Annotated in this window: 21 protein-coding genes and 1 pseudogene; 11 read left to right on the top strand and 11 right to left on the bottom strand. The window is 73.9% G+C overall.

All coding sequences use genetic code 11. The features are described 5' to 3' along the window. The first annotated feature begins 12 nt into the window (after window positions 1-12). Both GVV04_RS08385 and GVV04_RS08380 read left to right on the top strand, forming a co-directional pair. Entirely contained in the window at window positions 13-843 is an 831-nt protein-coding gene (locus tag GVV04_RS08385) for a BKACE family enzyme (protein ID WP_161686206.1), read from the top strand. A 14-nt stretch (window positions 844-857) separates the two neighbouring features. Beyond that, complete coding sequence (locus tag GVV04_RS08380; RefSeq protein WP_161686204.1) at window positions 858-1817, top strand: asparaginase; 960 nt, start codon at window positions 858-860, stop codon at window positions 1815-1817. A gap of 50 nt (window positions 1818-1867) precedes the next feature. Here the strand turns inward: GVV04_RS08380 and GVV04_RS08375 are convergent, their stop codons facing one another. Next, a complete protein-coding gene (locus GVV04_RS08375) occupies window positions 1868-2665 on the bottom strand; it encodes an alpha/beta fold hydrolase (RefSeq protein ID WP_328822272.1) in 798 nt (265 codons plus the stop codon). Between the two features lie 113 nt (window positions 2666-2778). Here GVV04_RS08375 and GVV04_RS32935 point away from each other — a divergent pair. The 4 genes and pseudogenes from GVV04_RS32935 to GVV04_RS08355 all read left to right on the top strand — a co-directional run. Further along, window positions 2779-3315: pseudogene (locus tag GVV04_RS32935) on the top strand (helix-turn-helix domain-containing protein); the annotation flags it as partial. A 167-nt stretch (window positions 3316-3482) separates the two neighbouring features. Continuing rightward, entirely contained in the window at window positions 3483-4220 is a 738-nt protein-coding gene (locus tag GVV04_RS08365) for a hypothetical protein (RefSeq protein ID WP_161686200.1), read from the top strand. Between the two features lie 81 nt (window positions 4221-4301). After that, window positions 4302-4619 (top strand): DUF2516 family protein, encoded by a 318-nt coding sequence (locus GVV04_RS08360; RefSeq protein WP_161686198.1) that lies wholly within the window; start codon window positions 4302-4304, stop codon window positions 4617-4619. Continuing rightward, window positions 4616-5503, top strand: a complete 888-nt coding sequence (locus GVV04_RS08355; protein ID WP_161686196.1) for an alpha/beta fold hydrolase — start codon at window positions 4616-4618, stop codon at window positions 5501-5503. Before GVV04_RS08360 ends, GVV04_RS08355 begins: the two co-directional genes overlap by 4 nt. 82 nt (window positions 5504-5585) lie before the next feature. On the opposite strand, the gene GVV04_RS08350 is transcribed toward GVV04_RS08355, so the two are convergent. After that, window positions 5586-6962, bottom strand: coding sequence for an MFS transporter (locus tag GVV04_RS08350; protein WP_161686194.1), 1377 nt, complete (start codon window positions 6960-6962; stop codon window positions 5586-5588). Window positions 6963-7095: 133 nt separating this feature from the next. Here GVV04_RS08350 and GVV04_RS08345 point away from each other — a divergent pair, with 133 nt between their 5' ends. After that, window positions 7096-7977, top strand: a complete 882-nt coding sequence (locus GVV04_RS08345; RefSeq protein ID WP_161686192.1) for a LysR family transcriptional regulator — start codon at window positions 7096-7098, stop codon at window positions 7975-7977. Window positions 7978-8091: 114 nt separating this feature from the next. Here the strand turns inward: GVV04_RS08345 and GVV04_RS08340 are convergent, their stop codons facing one another. Together GVV04_RS08340 and GVV04_RS08335 are read right to left on the bottom strand one after the other, a co-directional pair. After that, window positions 8092-8787, bottom strand: a complete 696-nt coding sequence (locus GVV04_RS08340; RefSeq protein WP_161686191.1) for a nucleotidyltransferase domain-containing protein — start codon at window positions 8785-8787, stop codon at window positions 8092-8094. 63 nt (window positions 8788-8850) lie between these two features. Then, on the bottom strand, window positions 8851-9855 hold the full coding sequence (locus GVV04_RS08335; RefSeq protein ID WP_161686189.1) for a helix-turn-helix transcriptional regulator: 1005 nt from the start codon (window positions 9853-9855) through the stop codon (window positions 8851-8853). Between the two features lie 64 nt (window positions 9856-9919). Here GVV04_RS08335 and GVV04_RS08330 point away from each other — a divergent pair, with 64 nt between their 5' ends. Further along, entirely contained in the window at window positions 9920-10789 is an 870-nt protein-coding gene (locus GVV04_RS08330; protein WP_328822271.1) for an EI24 domain-containing protein, read from the top strand. 1 nt (window position 10790) lies between these two features. After that, window positions 10791-11300 (top strand): O-acetyl-ADP-ribose deacetylase, encoded by a 510-nt coding sequence (locus GVV04_RS08325; protein WP_161686185.1) that lies wholly within the window; start codon window positions 10791-10793, stop codon window positions 11298-11300. An 89-nt stretch (window positions 11301-11389) separates the two neighbouring features. On the opposite strand, the gene GVV04_RS08320 is transcribed toward GVV04_RS08325, so the two are convergent. Beyond that, the gene (locus GVV04_RS08320) at window positions 11390-11605 is read right to left on the bottom strand and encodes a winged helix-turn-helix domain-containing protein (RefSeq protein WP_161686183.1); all 216 of its coding nucleotides are present in this window, start codon (window positions 11603-11605) and stop codon (window positions 11390-11392) included. 62 nt (window positions 11606-11667) lie between these two features. After that, window positions 11668-11898 (bottom strand): hypothetical protein, encoded by a 231-nt coding sequence (locus GVV04_RS08315; protein WP_161686181.1) that lies wholly within the window; start codon window positions 11896-11898, stop codon window positions 11668-11670. Between the two features lie 163 nt (window positions 11899-12061). Between GVV04_RS08315 and GVV04_RS08310 the strand changes: the two genes are divergently transcribed. Next, the gene (locus GVV04_RS08310; protein ID WP_161686789.1) at window positions 12062-12325 is read left to right on the top strand and encodes a hypothetical protein; all 264 of its coding nucleotides are present in this window, start codon (window positions 12062-12064) and stop codon (window positions 12323-12325) included. A gap of 50 nt (window positions 12326-12375) precedes the next feature. Next, complete coding sequence (locus tag GVV04_RS08305) at window positions 12376-12900, top strand: hypothetical protein (protein ID WP_161686179.1); 525 nt, start codon at window positions 12376-12378, stop codon at window positions 12898-12900. Between the two features lie 60 nt (window positions 12901-12960). On the opposite strand, the gene GVV04_RS08300 is transcribed toward GVV04_RS08305, so the two are convergent. From GVV04_RS08300 to GVV04_RS08280, 5 genes are all read right to left on the bottom strand, one after another. After that, complete coding sequence (locus GVV04_RS08300; RefSeq protein ID WP_161686178.1) at window positions 12961-13857, bottom strand: GNAT family N-acetyltransferase; 897 nt, start codon at window positions 13855-13857, stop codon at window positions 12961-12963. Next, window positions 13854-14270 carry a RidA family protein gene (locus GVV04_RS08295; protein ID WP_161686176.1) on the bottom strand — a complete coding sequence of 139 codons (417 nt, stop codon included), beginning with the start codon at window positions 14268-14270 and terminating at the stop codon, window positions 13854-13856. Before GVV04_RS08295 ends, GVV04_RS08300 begins: the two co-directional genes overlap by 4 nt. Before the next feature lie 59 nt (window positions 14271-14329). Beyond that, window positions 14330-15337 carry a LacI family DNA-binding transcriptional regulator gene (locus GVV04_RS08290; protein WP_161686174.1) on the bottom strand — a complete coding sequence of 336 codons (1008 nt, stop codon included), beginning with the start codon at window positions 15335-15337 and terminating at the stop codon, window positions 14330-14332. A 19-nt stretch (window positions 15338-15356) separates the two neighbouring features. Beyond that, window positions 15357-16736, bottom strand: a complete 1380-nt coding sequence (locus tag GVV04_RS08285; RefSeq protein ID WP_161686172.1) for a GH1 family beta-glucosidase — start codon at window positions 16734-16736, stop codon at window positions 15357-15359. 328 nt (window positions 16737-17064) lie between these two features. After that, entirely contained in the window at window positions 17065-17823 is a 759-nt protein-coding gene (locus GVV04_RS08280; RefSeq protein ID WP_161686170.1) for a maleylpyruvate isomerase family mycothiol-dependent enzyme, read from the bottom strand. Between the last annotated feature and the right edge of the window lie 10 nt (window positions 17824-17833).

Raw genomic sequence — 17833 nt, 5'->3', positions numbered from 1 at the left:
AGGATCGCCGGCATGACCACAGGGACGTTGATCACGGTTGCCCCCACCGGCGCGGAATCGGCGAAGGCCGAGGTCCCGGCGCTGCCGGTGACCCTCGACGAGCTGCTGCTGACCGCGAAGGAGTGCGAGGCGCTCGGTGCCGCCGTGATCCACATCCACATCCGCGACGACGACGCGCGGGCCACCCTCGACCAGGGGCGGCTGCGGGAGACGGTGGCCGCGCTGCGGGAGAGCACCGACCTGGTCGTGCAGCTCTCCTCCGGCGGCGCGGTGACCGACCCCGAGGCCGACCGGCTGGCCGTGCTGGACGCCGGGCCGGACATGGCCTCCTGCACCATGGGCACGCTCAACTTCGGCGACGACGTCTTCCTCAACCGCTGGGAGTTCATCGTCGACCTGCACACCCGGATGCAGGAGCGCGGCATCGTCCCGGAGTACGAGATCTTCGACCTCGGCCACCTGACCGCCCTGCAACGCCTGCTCGGCAAGTACGGCCTGCCGCACGGCGGGCACGTGCACGTCGACTTCGTGATGGGGGTGCCGGGCGGCATGCCCGGCACCACGCAGGCGCTGGTCGCCGCCCACCAGGCGCTGCGCGACCTGCCGGAGGGGGCCACGTTCTCGGCCACCGGCATCGGCCGCAGCAGCATCCCGGTGATGCTGGCCTCGCTGTCGACCGGCGGGCACCTGCGGGTGGGGATGGAGGACACCGTCACGTACGCCAAGGGACAGCCGGTCGAGTCGAACATGCAGCTCGTCGCGCGGGCGGTCGGCTTCGCCCAGCTCGCCCAGCGCCCGCCGCTGACCACGGCGGCGGCCCGCGACCTGCTCGGCCTCTCCTGACCACGGCTCACGTTGTGAGAACGACGTACGAGGGCGGCGTGCCGCTCGCCGAGGTGGTCCGCTCGGGCTTCGTGGAAGGGCTGCACCGTGGCTCGGTGGCGGTGCTCGACGCGGCCGGCGCGCCGGTGGCCGGCGCCGGGGACGTCACCTCCCCGATCTTCCCCCGCTCGGCGAGCAAGCCGATGCAGGCGATCGGCATGCTCCGCGCCGGGCTGCCGCTGAGCGATCCGGCCGACGTGGCGCTGGTGTCGGCCAGCCACGCGGGGGAGGAGTTCCACGTGGCCCGGGTGGGCGCGCTGCTGGCCGCCGCCGGGCTGGACGAGTCCGCCCTCGGCTGCCCGCCCGACCTGCCGATGGGCGAGCTGGCCCGGGAGGCCGTGCTGCGGGCCGGCGGCGGGGCCACCCAGGCCCGGATGAACTGCTCCGGCAAGCACACCGGCATGGTGCTCACCTGCCTGGCCGCCGGCTGGCCCCGGGAGGGCTACTGGCGTCCGGAGCACCCGTTGCAGCAGCGGCTGCGGGAGGCCGTCGAGGAGTTCACCGGGGAACGGGTGGCGGCCGTCGGGGTGGACGGCTGCGGGGCCCCGGTGCTCGCCGTCTCACTGACCGGGCTGGCCCGGGCGTTCCTGCGGCTGGTCACCGCCGAGCCGGGCTCGGCGGCGCGGACGGTCGCGGACGCCATGCGGGCGTACCCGGAGGTCGTGGGCGGCACCTGGGCGGAGGACAGCCGCCTGATGCGCGGCCTGCCCGGCGCGCTCGTCAAGATCGGCGCGGAGGGGGTGATCGCCGCCGCGTTGCCCGGCGTCGGCGCGGTCGCCGTGAAGATCGACGACGGGGCGGCGCGGGCCCGGATGCCGGTCCTGGTCTCCGCGCTGCGCCGGCTGGGCGCCAGGGCGCCGGTCCTCGACGAGTACGCCGAGCTGCCGCTGCTCGGCGGCGGTCTCCCGGTCGGGGCGGTCCGCCCGATCTGGTGACCGGGCGGGTGCCCGCGCCGGACGGCGACCTCACGCCAGGAGGTGGATCCTCACCTGAGGAAGTCGAGCAGGGCGGGGTTGACGGCGTCCGGGCGCTCCAGGGGGAGCAGGTGGCCGGCGTCCGGGACGTCCGGCAGCCGGACCGCGCCGGGCACCTCGGCGGCGATCCGGTCGGCGAGGCGGCGGATGTCCGGCACGTCGGCCGCCCCGGCGGCCACCAGCACCGGTACGCGCAGCTCGCCGAGCCGCTCGATCGCGGGTGGGTCGAGCTCGGCCACGTCCACGGCGCTCAACGCCAGCTCGGCGGTGAGCGCCTGCCGGTCCATCTCCTCGGCGAACCGGATCAGCGTCGGGTTGACGTCCTCCGGGCGGCGGCCCGGGCCGACCACCCAGAACCGCACCTCACCGGCCGCGTTGGCCGCGAAGTCCTCGGGGTCGGTCTCGCCGACGAGATCGTCCCAGAGGTCGTTGGCCTCCTCGGACCACTCGTGGCCGCCGATCGCCGTGCCGAGGAGGGCGAGCGCGCGGACCCGCCCCGGGTGCGCCAGGGCGGTGTCGACCGCCACCGCTCCGCCGAACGAGCAGCCCACCAGGGCGGCCTGGGGCAGGCCCAGCGCGTCCAGCAGCCCGACGACGTCGTCGTGGTGGGCGAACGGGTCGGGAGGCAGTTCGGAGTCGCCGTAGCCGCGCAGGTCCACGGCGATCACCCGGTGCCGGGCGGCGAGGGCGGGCACCTGCTCCCGCCACATCCGCCGGTCGGCGATGCCGGCGTGCAGCAGCACGACGGGGGTTCCGCTGCCGGTGTCGTCGTACGCGAGCTTTGCGCCGTTGATCTCGATCTTCGTCACGACGGGAAAAGGTACGGACCGGACAGGTGGCGCGCAAACCGGTTCTGAGACGTCGCTAACTCTGGCTAGCATTTTGCTTGCAGGAGCTAGCAGTGCCGGTTAGCGTTGGGGTCATGGCCAGCTCCAAGGACCTACCCGATGTCGGCGGGTTCATCCGTGACCTGCGCCGCAACGCGAAGATCTCGTTGCGGCAGCTCGCCGAGCAGGCGGGCGTCAGCAACCCGTACCTCAGCCAGATCGAGCGCGGCCTGCGTAGGCCCAGCGCGGAGGTGCTCCAGCAGCTCGCCAGCGCGCTGCGGGTCTCCACCCCCGCGATGTACCTGCGCGCCGGCCTGCTCGACGACAAGGAGGGGCAGGGTGTGCTTGCCGCCATCGCGGTCGATCCCGACCTGACCATGGCGCAGAAGCAGTCCCTCACCCAGATCTACGAGACGTTCCGCCGGGAGAACGCCCGGCTCGCCGAGGCGACGGCCGCCGCCGCCGGTGCCCAGGCCCCGGCCCCGGCCGCCGCGCCGCAGGCCCCCGCCACGGTGGCCCCGGCCGCGACCGGGCCCACCACGCCGGAGGGCACCCCGACCGAGGCGGTCCTGGAGTCGGTCGCCGTCACCGAGGCCGGCCCGGCGCCGGCCCCGCGCAGCAACAGCCCAGCGAGGAAGGCCGCCCCGCAGGCGGCCGACAAGACCGCTGCCGCGGTCGACGAGGACAAGACCGCTGCCGCGGTCGACGAGGACAAGACCGCCGCCGCGGTCGACGTGGACAAGACCGCCGCCGCGGTCGACGTGGACAAGACCGCCGCTGCGGTCGAGGAGGAGAAGTCATGACCCAGCCGAAGACCAACCGCATCCCGGCCCCGCTCTACGCCGCCGCAGGCGCCGGTGACCTGGCGATCGAGCAGCTGCGCAAGCTGCCGACGGTCGTCACCGACCTGGGCGTCAAGGTCGTCGCCGGCCTCGGCGGCAAGGCCGTCGTGACCGGATTCGAGCTGCGCCAGCGGGCCACCGAGACGCTGCGTGCCGCGAACCAGACCGCCACCGAGCTGCGCGGGAAGGGCGTCCAGGCCGAGCTGAACCGGCTGCGCGAGGCGGCCGACGTCGACCGGATCCGCGAGGCCGCCGACGTCGACCGGATCCGCGAGCTGGCCACCCGCAACGCCGCCGTCGTCGTCGCCGGCGCACAGGCCGCCCAGGTGCGGGCCCTGGCCGCGTACGGCGAGCTGGTCGCCCGCGGCGAGCGGGTGGTCGGCGCCGGGGTGCTGGAGGCAGCCGACACGGTCAACGCCGACATCGAGGCGACCGAGGCGGAGCTGACCGCGACCCCGGCGGTCACCCCGACGGCCACCGAGGCCCCGGCGGCGGCGAAGACCGACGTCCCGACCCCGGCCGACGTGGCCGAGGTCGTGGAGGCCAAGCCGGCCGCCGCGAAGACCCCGCGTACCCGGGCCACCAAGGCGACCGCGGCCAAGGCGACCGGCAAGACGGCTCCGAAGGCCACCACCGACACCCCGTCGGCCAAGCTGCCGAAGCCCACCCGGCGCACCCGCCCGGCCGCCGAGTAGTCCAACCCGCCGACCCGTGCGGCACGACCCCGGATGCGTCCTGACGGACGGATCCGGGGCCGTCGGCATAAGCTTGCCGGCATGGCCAACGCCGCACCGATCTTCGCCTTCGAGGTCAAGTACTGGATCACCATGCTGCTGCTGGTATCCGCCCTCGTCATCGAGGGGGTGGCACTGGTGCACGCGATCACCCAGCGCGGCGAGGGCTTCGCCGCGATCGGCACCCTGCCCAAGGGCGGGTGGATCGCCATCCTCGCGGTCTGCCTGGTGCTCACCCTGCTGACCAAGGACGTGCTCAACATCTTCGGCCTGATCGGCATCGCCGCGGCCCTGATCTACCTGCTCGACGTCCGGGCCGGGCTGCGCGACCTGCACGACGGCCGGGGGTCGTCCTGGTGAGAGGGTTCCGCTGGCCACCGCCGCCGGACGGCGGGCCACGGACCTGGGGGCCGGGCCCCGGCGCCCCGCGTACCGGCCGGCCCGCCCTGCCCGAGCCGGAGACCGAGCTGGTCACCACCCCGCACGGGGTCCGGCTCGAACAACTCGTCACCGGCGTCGGCGTCCCGGCCACCGTGTTCGCGCACGGGCTGGGCAACGGCATCGCCACCACCCGCCCGTTCGGCAGCGGGGTCACCGGCCGCAAGGTCTTCTTCCAGTTCCGGGGGCACGGCCGCTCCGACGCGCCGCCCGGCCCGTGGAGCTACCTGGATCTCGCCCGTGACCTGCGGGCCGTCGCCGACCTCGGCGGGGCCACCCGGGCGTTCGGGGCGAGCCTCGGCGCGGGCGCGCTCTGCCGGCTGCTGGCCGAGAGCCCGGAGCGCTTCGAGCGGCTGGTCTTCTTCCTCCCGGCCGCGCTCGACCGGCCGAGGAGCCAGGTCGCCCGGGACCGGATCGCCGACCTGATCGACGCGGTCGAGAGCGGCGACGCCTCGGCCGTCGCCGACGTCGTCGCGGTGGAGCTGCCGCCCGCCGTGCGCAACACCCCGGCCGGGTGGGCGTACCTGCGGCAGCGGTTGGATCAGCTCCTGCGCGACGGCCTCGCGGCGGGCCTGGCCGGGCTGCCCGCCCAGGCCCCGCTCGACGACCGGGCGGCGCTGGCGGCGGTGGACGCCCCCGCCCTGGTGCTCGCCTGCATGGGCGACGAACTGCATCCGGTCGAGGTCGCCGAGCAGCTCGCCGCCGCCCTGCCCCGGGCCACCCTGCACGTGTACGACCGCCCGGGCGTGCTCTGGTCGGAACGCGCCGACCTGCGGGAGCGCGTCTCGGGGTTCCTCAACGGGTGACCGACTGTCAGGGCGCCACCCGGCACGGCCTGCGGTCGGTCCTACCTGCCGGTGGCGGCGAATCCCCGGCGGGCCGGCCGGCTCACTTGAGGTGCCAGGACTGATTCGGCGCGAGAGCGAACACGACCCAGGCGATGACGCAGACCGTGGCCGACACCAGCAGGGCCCAGCCAGTGCCTGCGGCGACGGCGGCACCCATGACGACGACGCCGAGGGTGGCACCGACCTGGCGTACGGCGTTGAGCAGGCCGCCCACCGCGCCGGCCGTACCCGCCGGGGCGACGCTGACAAGGGCCGTGACCAGAGCCGGCAGGGCGTAGGAGACGCCGAAGCCGGTCATCAGGAGCCCCACCGCGAGCCACGGATAGCTCTCGTTGGCGAAGACCGTGCCGGCCAGCACAGCGCCGCCGGCGGCCAGCAGCACCAGACCGGCCAGGATCGGACGGCGAGGACCCACCCGCGCCACGATCTTGCCCGTGAACGGCGGATTGGCGGCGAAGGGGATGGTCAGCGGCAGGAACGCCAGCCCGGTCTGCAGCGGGCCCAGGTGCCACTCCTGCTGCAACAGCAGCGGCAACACGAACAGCCCCCCGGTCAACGCGAAGTTCACCGCCGCAGCGGCCAGCAGCCCGGCCCGCACCTGACCTGACCGCAACAGCGTCCGGTTCAAGACCGGCGCCTGGCTGCGATGCTCCAGGCCGCAGAGCGCCAGCACCGATACCCCGAGCCCCGCCGACGACCACGCGGCGTGGGCCCAGGCCTGCGAACCGGCAGCGATCAGCGCGTCGGTGAACAAGGCCAGCACCGCGGCGGCGGCCAACTGGGCGGGCCAGTCGATCCGGCGCTCACTACGCGGGCAGGCCACCGCCCGGCCCAGCGTCAGCGTCAGCACCACCAGGCCGATGGGCACGTTGACCAGGAAGATCGACCGCCATCCGGCCGCCCCGACCAGGGCGCCGCCCGCAATCGGGCCCGCCGCAACGGCCGCACCGCTGATCGCGGCCCACGTCGAGACCGCGCGCGCCCGCGCCGGCGGTTCTGGGTAGAGCTGGGCGATCATCGCCATCGAGGCGGGCACACACGCCGCCCCGGCAACCCCCAGGGTCGCGCGCAGGAGGACCAGGGTCCACAGCGCCGGGGCGAACGCGCTGAGCAAGGAGGCCAGCGTGAAGACCGCGATCCCGGCCCGGAAGAGCCGCTCGGCGCCGAAGCGGTCCGCCGCCGCCCCCGCCGACAGCAGCAGCGCGGCGAACGCCACGGTGTAGCCAGTGGTCGCCCACTGCAGTCCAGCCATCGAGGTGTGCAGGGACGACGCCAGATCGGGCTCGGCAACCGACAGCACCGTCATGTCCAGCAGCACCATGAAGTAGCCCAGCGAGACGCCCACCAACACGCGGGCACGCCCCCGCCCCAGCCAGGGGTTCGCCGACACCGGCGGGGGTGAATTCACAAGGGTCATGTCGGAGACAGCTCCCGAGGACAAGGGTGGAAGATGACGCGCCCACTGTGCGTTTCGGCAGGCCAGCGGCTCCACCGCCACAGCCGCACGTCCCGTTCGGAATTTCCGAACGCTCGGCGTCGTTGCGGTCGCCGTGCAGCTACGCCAGCTCAAGACCTTCGAGGCCGTCGTCCGGCATCGGACCGTCACCGACGCCGCCATCGCGCTCGATCTCGCCCCCTCGTCCGTCTCCCAGCAGATCCGGACCCTTGAGGGGACACTCGGGGTGGTCCTGTTCACGCGTGGCCCCAGGGGAATGGAACTCACCCCCGCCGGACGGCGGTTGCGGGGCTGGGCGCGGTCCCTGCTCGACCAGGCCGAGCAGGCCACCCGCGACGTCAGGGGCGAACGGCAACTGCTGCGGCTCGGCGCACTGGAAACGCTCGCCGGCTCCTACGTGCCCCAGGTGCTCGCCCGATTTGCCGAACGCCGGCCCGACATCGACGTCGAGATCCACTCCGAACGCGCCCGCGACGGACTCCTTGCCGACGTGATCGAGGGACGACTCGAAGCCGCCCTGTTGCTGGACTCCGGCGACGACGTCGGCGGACTCGGCTTCCCCGCCCCCGCCGAACCGCTCACCTTCATCGACCTCGACCCGGTCCCCCTCGCACTGGTATCCGCACCCGCCCACCCGCTCGCCGCCCGAACCGCTCTGACTCCCGATGACCTGAAGCACGAGCGGCTCCTGGTCAACGTGCCCGAGTGCTCGTTCTGGATGGCCGGGAACAAGATCCTCGGCCCCGGCCCCAAACGGATCAAAGTCGGAGGCGTCCCGGTGATGCGCGCATGGGCCGAGCACGGACTCGGAATCTCGCTGCTACCCCGGTTCGCAGTCGCCGACAGCTTCCGTTCCGGCACCCTGGTCCAACTCGGCCTTCCGCTCCCGGATCTCAGCCTGCGGCTGGTCTGGCGGGAGGGCCAGGAATCGCTGCCCGGCATGCGCGACATCCTGTACGCCGCAGCCCGCCCCTGAACACCAGACCTCGCCGCTCCAGCTCCAGCTCGTCAGAGTCGCCCCGGACGCCTGCGAAGTGAGAGCCTCGGCGGGTTCGCGTCGGGGCGACCGGCCGGCGGCAGTCAGCGGCGGTCAGCGGCCGGACAGCTCCGGCGGCAGGTGAGTTGCCCGCACGTCGAGCAGCCAGCGCTCGACCGTGGCCTCGTCGGGCCGGTCCGGCAGCGGAGTGCGCATCGTGTCGAAGTCCCGTTCCGCCTCCGCGAGCAGGGCCCGCGCCTCGCCCAACTCGCCGCCGGCCACCCGGTCGCCGAACGCCCGGAACCGCTCCGGGTCGGCCAGCCGGATCTCCAGGATCCCGGTGGCGTACAGCAGCCGGCCCTGGTGCACCAGCCGGGCCAGGTGCCGGGCGTGCTTGGCCGTCCGACGCCGGGTGTCGGCCGAGAACGTCCCGTCGCCTCGCGAGGCCAGCTTGCGGAACTGCTGGGTGGCGTACCCCAGGTAGGCGTCTCGGATCCGGGGCGCGCTCAGGAACGCCGAGCGGATGGCGACCAGCCGGTCGCCGAGCTCCGTGCGGGTCTCGTAGCAGTCGTCGGGCAGCCACATCAGCTCGGTGGCGGTCGGGTTGCCGCTGAGCGCGAGCCGGGCGTACTTGCCGGCCTCGTGCAGGGTGACGTCCGGGTCGGTGGTGACCACCGACTCGCGGGGCGGGCGCAGCCCGTGGAAGGCGACCGTCGGCGCGGCGTACACCCCGATCCGGTCGACGTCGGACCCGGGCCGGGCCAGCCCGTACGCGACCGAGCCGACGATGCCGGAGAGCAGCAGGTGCATGCCGCCGAGCATGCCGCAGGACGCCCGTCCGCGAAACCGGACTTCGGCTGTCAGGTATTGCTGTCAGGGGTCTGTCTTCAGCGGCGAGCCGGACCCCGGCCCGCCGTACAGCGCGGCGAGCCGGGCGGCGGCGTCGGCCACCCGCTCCCGCAGCTCGGGCGGGTCGAGCACCTCCACCTCCGGCCCGAGCCGCATCAGCAACTCGTACGCCACCTCGACGGACTCGACGGGCAGCCGGGTGACCACCCAGCCCTGCCCGTCGGGCTCGCCGGCGGCGCGGGTCGCCTCGGCGTACCCGAAGGGGGCCTCCGGGGCCCGGCGGAGCGCGCGCAGGCCGGCGGGGCTGAGCCGGACGCCGACCTCGGCCCGCTGCATGCTCCGCAGGAACGCCTCGGCCTGATCCTGCCAGTGGCCGCCCAGGTCGAAGCCCTCGTCCCGGGCGAACGCCTCCTCGGCCGTCAGCACGCCGACCACCCGGTCCACCCGGTACGTCCGGGTGGCGTCGCCGACCCGGGCGACCAGATACCAGACCCCGCTCTTGAGCACCAGCCCGTACGGCTCCAGCCGCCGGACGACCTCCCGCTCGCCGCGCCGGTAGCGCAGCTCGACGACCCGGTCCCGCCACACCGCCCGGGCCAGCTCGGCCAGCCATGGCGGCGGCGTCGCGTCCCGGAACCAGCCCGGCACGTCCAGGTGGAACCGCTGCCCGACGCGGGCCGGCGCGTCGCGCAGTGCGGGCGGCAGCGCGGCCAGCACCTTCAGCTCGGCGGAGGCGACCGCGTCGGCCAGCCCCAGGTCCCCGGCCGGGCCGGGCAGCCCGGCCAGGAAGAGCGCCTCCGCCTCGTCGCGGGTGAGCCCGGTCAGCCGGGTCCGGTAACCGCCGAGCAGCCGGTACCCGCCGGCCCGCCCCCGGTCGGCGTAGACCGGCACCCCGGCGGCGGAGAGCGCCAGCACGTCCCGGTACACGGTCCGCTCGGAGACCTCCAGCTCCCGGGCCAGCTCGGCGGCCGTCATCGTCTCCCGGGACTGGAGCAACAGCACCAACGAGATCAACCGAGAGGCCCGCACCCACCCATTGTGTCGGGCAGGGACGACGGGCCGGATGCGCCGGTCGCCGTTAGGCTCAGCGGTCGTGAACGTACCCAGCAATATCACCGCGCCGGTGACCGGTGCCGTCGGTCGGTTCTTCTCCGGGGTCGGGCTGCTCCTGCGCGGCTTCGTCCTCTGCCTGCGCAGCCCCCGCCTGATGCTGCTCGGCATCGTCCCGGCGCTGCTCTCCGGGGCGCTGTTCGTGGGAGCGTTCGCCACCCTGGTGTACTTCGTGGACGACCTGGCCGCGCTGGTCACGCCGTTCGCCGACGACTGGTCCACCACCGCCCGAGGCCTGGTCCGGGTGGTCGCCGGGCTGGCCTTCCTCGGGGTCGGCGGGCTGCTCGGGGTGCTCACCTTCACCGCCGTCACCCTCGTCATCGGCGACCCGTTCTACGAGAAGATCTCCGAGCGGGTGGAGGAGCGGTACGGCGGCACCCCCGGCGCGGTGGAGGTGCCGTTCTGGCCGTCGCTGCGCCGCAGCGTCGTGGACTCGCTGCGACTGGTCGCGATCTCCGCGCTGGTCGGCATCCCGCTCTTCGCGGCCGGGTTCATCCCGGTGGTCGGCCAGACGGTCGTGCCGGTGATCGGGGCGGCGGTGGGCGGCTGGCTCCTCGCCCTGGAGCTGACCGGGGCGCCGTTCTCCCGGCGCGGCCTGCGGCTGCCGGACCGCCGGGCCCGGCTGAAGGTCGACCGGCCCACCACCCTCGGCTTCGGGGTGGCCGTCTTCGTCTGCTTCCTGATCCCGCTCGGCGCGGTGCTGGTGATGCCGGCGGCGGTGGCCGGCGCGGCCCTGCTCACCCGCCGCGCCCTCGGCCAGTCCGTCGAGGAGCCGCACCGGTCCGCCGGTGGGCCGGCCGGGCAGCCGCACCGGCATTTCGAGGCACCGCACCGATCCGTCGAGGAGGGCTGACGTGGAGATCATCCTGGTCGAGGGGGATATCACCGCGCAGCGGGTCGACGCGATCGTGAACGCGGCCAACTCGTCGCTGCTCGGCGGCGGGGGCGTGGACGGCGCGATCCACCGGCGGGGCGGCCCGGCCATCCTGGCCGAGTGCCGGGCGCTGCGCGCGTCCCGGTACGGCCGGGGCCTGCCGACCGGCCAGGCGGTCGCCACCACCGCCGGTGAGCTGCCGGCCCGCTGGGTCGTGCACACGGTCGGGCCGGTCTTCTCGGCCACCGAGGACCGGTCGGCGCTGTTGCGGGACTGCTACGTCAACAGCCTCGGCGTCGCCGACGGGCTGGGCGCGGCCACGGTGGCGTTCCCGCTGATCTCGGCGGGCGTCTACGGCTGGCCGGTGGAGGACGCCGTACGCCAGGCCCTGGTGGTGCTCCGTGCCGCGTCCCCGACGCACGTCATCGAGGCCCGCCTGGTCCTCTTCGGGGCCGAGACGTATGCGGTGGCCAGCCGGCTCGCTTCCTAACCAAATGCTTCCGTTTCGCACACTGGGCGACCGCTGGCGTCGCTGACCGGGTTGCAGGGGCGGTAGCTGGCTTCGGCTGGCTGTCGCCCTCAGTCCTTCTTGACGTAGACACCTCGGCCGGGCTGTCCGTACACCAGGCCGCGAGCCTTGAGCTGGATCATGGTGAATCGGATGACGGTCTCGCTGACCTCGTAGATCTCGCAGAGTTGGCGGGTGCTGGGCAGCCGGTCCCCGGGCTTCAACACGCCCGACTCGATCTGCCGCGTGATGTCGTTGGCAATCTGTTGATACAGCGGCTCGGCCATCGGTTGTCCTCCCTGCAAGCAGACAACACGCAGGGGGACGTAGGGGGCGACACGGGGTATCGTCAGTGCACCCAGCGTACCCAGTAACGTAGGTTGCCGAAGGGGGCTCCGATGGTCCAGTACAGGGAGTACGTGATCGCGGTTGCCATGACCTTGGCCCGCAGACACAAGCCGGTGTGGTCGTGGATCAGGTGGCGGTACGTCTGCAAGTGCGGCAATGAGCTGCCCTGTCGGGCCAAGCGCCGCATCCCGATCAGCTCGAAGAACTGGCCGGGGAAGGGCAATGACCGCACGCCGCGAGGTGCCGTTCCTGGTGCAGTCGGCTTGGTGCTGCCTGGACTACCACCGCCATAGCCGCTGCTGGAAGTGCATGGATTCCGGCGTCTGCCCGATGGTGGAGGCCGCGCGCAATCGGATCATGGCGTGGCGCAGGTGCCGCTCCGTGTTCGGCTGGCGATGAATGCGCCCAAGGCCGGTGACCTGGTGCACGTGACCAGCGCGGCCAGCGTGCAGTTCGTCAGGCCGATCATGTTCCGGGTGATCCGCGTGCTCAATTGGATCACCTACGACGGGTGGATCTGGCTCGATGGGTACCAGCTCGACGCCAAGGGCGACGCGGTGGCGCGACGGTCGATCTTCGTGCAATCGGCGGGGTTGGTCATATTGCGACGAACCGCCCTGGCGCAATCAGGGCGGTCCAGTACACGGGTAAGGGCCTAAGCCGTATCTTGATAGGCGCAAAGGGTGCAAAGCCGTCAGGAGTGCGTCGCGTGGAAGCTGCCCGGATCAGGTCCGCGGTCGGGGTGACCACGGCCTGTCTGCTGGTGTTCGGCGCGGCCGGCCTGGCCCGGTCCGCGCCGAGGAAGGCCGTGCCCGCCGGTGGCGAGCGTCCCGTGCCGCTCCCGTCCGGCCCCCGGACCACGATCGGGCTGGACCCCGCCGCCGGGCCCACCGTTGCGGCCACCCGGGAGCGTGCCTGCACGTCGGAGTTGGGCGGCGGCCCCCACCCCGACGAGGACGTCTGGGTGTTCGGCCTGCCGGCCGGTGCGGTCGCGGCCCGGTTCATCGCGGTGACGCCCGCGTTCGCCACCGGAGACCAGGGGCGGGTCGTCACCGCCGTCCCGGCCGAGGGCGGCGCGATCGTCGACGATCATGGCGCCAGTCTGGCGTGGCTCCGCCTGCCGGCCGGCTGGACGCTGGTGGGTGGCACGGCGACGATCGCCGGGGACGCCGACAGCTTCGTGCTCGCCCGCGTCTGCGCGGCCAGCCGGCCGTCGCCCTCGGGGTCGCCCTGAGCGGCCGTCAGCCGGCACGCCCTCGTCGCCGCCCTCCGGAGGCCGATCCCCGCGCCGACGTCAGGGCAGCTCACGCAGGCAGGACCACTGGGTGGCCACGGGCCGGTACCCGAGCGCTTCGTTGACCGCCAGCATCGGGGCGTTCGCCGCGTCGTTCGAGGTGTACGCGACGCGTACCCCCGAGGCGGCGGCCCGGTGCAGGGCAGCCGTCTTCGCCAGCCGGGCCAGCCCCCGGCCCCGGTGCTCCGGCACCGTGGCGGTGTAGTCCGACCACATCCGGTCGCCGTCGCGCTTGACCAGGCTGAACGCGAGCACCGCCCCGTCGGCCTCGGCCGCCGTGCTCGACTCCCGGTCCAGGCCCAGGTTGTCCCAGACCTCGTACCGGAAGCTCTCGTAGGTCATGGCATCCGTCGGCACGTCGCCCGGCTCGTCGACGGCCGCCGCGCGGTGCGCCAGGTAGACCCGGTACGGATCGAGCTCGGCCAGCGGGAACAGGCGTACGTGCGGGGGCGCGGCCGGCGGCGGGGGAACCGAGCGCAGCTCCACTGCCGAGTAGCGCAGCTCCCGGCCCGCCGTGAAGCCGTGCCGGCGGGCGAACGGCAGCCCGTCGGCCAGCGCCCAGCCGCGTACCCGGCGGATGCCGAGCGGGGTCAGGTGGGCCAGCGCGGCGGCCAGCAGCCCCGAGCCGATGCCCCGCCCCCGGTGCCCCGGGTGGACGTGCAGCAGCGACACGTCGCCGAACCCCTCCTCGGACGTCCGGCCGTGGCGGTACGCCGACACCCAGCCGACCACCGCGCCGTCGACCTCGGCCACGAAGGCCGTCCAGTCCTCGCCGGGCGGTGGCTCGGTGATCATCTTCCGGGTCGAGGCCACGCCCCGCACGAGGTACGGGAACACGAGCGCCCGCAGGGCCACCACGTCGGCGGCGTCGTCCGGTCGAGCGACGCGGATCGTCATCGGCTCTCCCCCCGGACGGCGGCGACGGCCTCCACCTCGACGAGCTGGTCGGTGTAGCCGAGCACGGCCACCCCGAGCAGGGTGCTCGGCGGGTCGTGGTCGCCGAACGCGTCCCGGACCACCTCCCACGCGGCCACCAGGTCGGCCTGCCGGGGCGACGCGACGTACACGGTGGTCTTGACGACGTCGGCGAGGCGGGCCCCGGCGGCGGCGAGCGCGACCTCCAGGTTGGCCATCACCTGCCGGGCCTGCGCCGCCGGGTCGCCCGGCGCGACCGTGCGGCCCTCGGCGTCGAGCGGGCAGGCCCCGGCGCTGAACACCAGCCGGGCCGGCGGGTCGACGGTGGCCGCGTACGCGTACTCGGCGACGTCGGACAGCTCGGGTACGCGCACCAGCGCCACGGCATCGCTCATCCGCGCGACGCTAGTGCGCCCGCCGGCCCCGCCGCCACGGCATTACCGAGCACCGCAGCTCACGCGGAGGCGCGGACGACCAGCTCGGTGGGGAGAACGAGGGCCACCTCGACCTCCTCGCCGGCCGCCATCCGCAGCAGTTGGCGGGCGGCCTCCCGGCCCAGTTCCAGCAGCGGCTGCCGCACCGTGGTCAGCGGCGGCTCGGTGTACGCGGCGGTCTCGATGTCGTCGAAGCCGATCATCGCGACGTCCTCGGGCACCCGCCGACCCGCCTCGCGGAGCGTCCGCATGGCCGCGTGTGCCATCAGGTCCGACGCGGCGAACACGGCGTCCAGGTCGGGGTGGGCGTCGAGGAGCCGGCGCATCGCCGCCGCCCCCGACTCGCGGGTGAAGTCCCCGAATGCGACCCGCTCCGGCAACCCGGCCTCGGCGACCGTCTCCCGGTACCCGGTGAGCCGCTCCATCCCGGCGATCATGTCCTGCGGGCCGGCGATGGTGGCGATCCGCCGCCGCCCCGAGTCGAGCAGGTGCCGCACCGCCCGGGTCACGCCGCCGACGTGGTCGACGTCGACGTACGGCACCCCGACGTCGCCGAGCGGGCGGCCACTGCACACCACCGGGATGCCCAGCCGGGCCAGCTTCCCCGGCAGCGGGTCCGCCCCGTGCAGCGAGGCGAAGATCGCCCCGTCGACGTGCCGCCCGGTGGTGTACCGCTCCACCCGGGCGTGCCCGGCCGGCGAGCCGGCCAGCATCAGCACGAGCTGCTTGTCGGCCGCCTCCAGCTCCTGGGCGACCCCCCGGATGATGCTCGGGAACACCTGGTCGTCGGAGAACACCCGGGTCGCCTCCTCGGGCAGGACCAGGGCGACCGAGTCGGTCCGCTGGGTGACCAGGCTGCGGGCGGCCAGGTTCGGCACGTACCCCAGCTCGGCCACCGCCAGGCGGACCGCCTCCTGGATCGGCTCGGCGACGGTGGTGGAACCGTTCACCACCCGCGAGACGGTCGCCCGGGACACGCCGGCCCGCCGGGCCACCGCCTCCAGGGTCGGCCGCTGGACCGTCGTCATCGGAGCGCTCACCACCTCGTCACAGCCCGTTCCGGGAGATCACCCCCTGGTACCACCGGGCGCTGGCCTTCGGTGTGCGCCGCTGGGTCAGGTAGTCGACGTGGACGATCCCGAACCGCTTGCGGTACCCCTCGGCCCACTCGAAGTTGTCCAGCAACGACCATACGAGATAGCCGCGCAGATCCACTCCCCGGCCGATGGCCTCGTGTGCCGCCCGAAGGTGCCCGTCGAGGTAGGCGATCCGGTCGGCGTCGGCCACCCGACCTGCCCCGTCCGGCCCCGCCTCGCCGCCCCGGTCCGGGAACGCCCCGCCGTTCTCCGTGATCATCAGCGGCAGGCCCGGGTAGTCGGCGGCGAGCCGCTCCAGCAGGCGGGTGAGCCCGGCCGGCTCGATCATCCAACCCATCTCGGTCAGCGGCCCGGTCGCCGGCAGGAACTCCACCGCCCGCTCGGTCCCCGGGTACGCCCCGTCGCCGGCGCCGTCCGGCCGGCCGGCCACGTACGTCGGGGCGTAGTAGTTGATCCCGAGCAGGTCGATGGGGGCGGCGATCAGCTTCTCGTCCCCGTCCCGGATGAAGGTCGGCTCCACCATCCGGGAGACGTGCTCCAGCACGTCGGCCGGGTACCCGGCGCCGGTGAGCGGGTCCAGGAAGATCCGGTTCTGCAACCCGTCGACCAGCCGGACCGCTGCGGCGTCCGCCGCGCTGCCCGGGTCCGCCGGCTGCACGTCCGCCGCGTTCAGCGTGATCCCGACGACCTCCGCGCCGGCCGCGCGCAGCGCCCGGGCCGCCAGGCCGTGCCCGAGCAGCAGGTGGTGTACGGCGGCGAAGGCCGCGCCCGCGTCCCGCACGCCGGGGGCGTGCACCCCGTTGCCGTACCCGAGGTAGGCCGAGCACCACGGCTCGTTGAGCGTGGTCCAGGTGCGGATCCGGTCGCCGAGCCGGCCGTGCACCGCCGCCGCGTACGTGGCGAAGTGCTCGGCGGTCTCCCGATTGGTCCAGCCGCCCCGGCCCTCCAGGGCCTGCGGCAGGTCCCAGTGGTAGAGCGTGACGATCGGGTCGATGCCCCGGTCCAGCAGCGCGTCGGTCAGCCGGTCGTAGAAGTCCAGGCCGCGCGGGTTCACCGGGCCGGTGCCGTCGGGCTGGATCCGCGGCCAGGCGACCGAGAACCGGTATGCCTTCAGCCCCAGCTCCGCCATGAGGGCCACGTCGTCGGCGTACCGGTGGTAGTGGTCGCAGGCGACGTCGCCGGTGTGGCCGGCGAAGACCTTGCCCGGCGTGCGGCTGAAGGTGTCCCAGATGGATGGGCCCCGGCCGTCGTCGCGGGCCGCGCCCTCGATCTGGTACGCCGCCGTGGCCGCACCCCAGACGAAGTTTTCGGGGAATCGGAGTTCACTCACGCCTTGACCGCACCTTCCGTGATCCCGCCGGCAGCGCCCGGGTCGGGCTCTCCGGGTCTTCGGTGACAGCGTACGGCCGGAGGAAGTCGTTCCATGGGGCTGACCGATACGAGAGAGCGCTCTCAAAGGAGCCTGGCGGCTCCCTCGGCGGATGTAAAGAGAGCGCTCTCAACCCCCGTGCCGACACCGCCCGAACAAGGGCCCTCCGGGTCGGGGGCCCCTGTCGTGTCGGCGCGGTCCGGCTGGGCGCTACGGCCCTGGTGGGTGTGGTCCGGCTGGGGCGCTACGGCCCGGCCCTGGTGGGCGCGGTCCGGCTCCCGCCAAGGCGTCAGCCGGTGCGGAGGCCGTTGAGCAGAGCCCGGTCCCCGGCCACGCCGAGGGTGTCGAAGCTGACCCGGCCCATCAGAGCCAGCAGCAGGTCGCTGGCGGTCCCCGTCACCTCGACCCGGGCGTGGTGCTCGTCGTGGTCGAGGATGGTGCCGGTGTCCAGCAGCGCGACGCCCTCGCCGCGCAGCCGCAGGTACCAGTCCTGGCCGGCGTCGGGCGCGGAGAGGTGCACGACCCCGTGCCACTGGCCGGTCGCCGTCCGCCTGCCGGCGGGCAGCCAGGTGTCCAGCACCTCGCTCACCCCGTCGGCCGCGAGCTTGGCCTCGATCGGCTCGCCGGCGGCGATGGCGAGCTGGGCGTCCCACCGGTGCACCGCGGTCTCAAGGGCCATCCGGCGGGGCCAGAAGCCCGCCTTCTTCGGCTGCGGCGCCCAGTTCCACGCCGGTGCCTCCGGGTCCAGCCCGTCGAAGGCCGCCATCAGCCGGTCGTACCCGTGCTGCCAGAACTGGAACGGGTTCATCCCGGCGGGCAGCTCGCCCGGCTCGGGGCGTTCCGGGCGGGCGGTGCCGCCGGAGGTGACGACGATGTGCACCCAGCGGTAGACGTCGCCGAGGTGCAGGGCCAGTTCGTTGATCGTCCAGCCGGGGCAGGAGAGCACGGGTGTCTCGGGAGGCGCCTCCGCGACGGCGGCGGCGAACGCGGGCCCTTCCGCCCGGAGCGCGCCGATCCAGAAGTCCTTCGTGCCGTGCAGTCTGCTCATCAGGATCCTC

Source organism: Micromonospora rubida, from assembly GCF_009908295.1.
Taxonomy (GTDB): Bacteria; Actinomycetota; Actinomycetes; order Mycobacteriales; family Micromonosporaceae; genus Micromonospora; species Micromonospora rubida.
The sequence above is the reverse complement of the archived record's forward strand: the minus strand, read 5'-3'. Positions and strand labels throughout refer to the sequence as shown.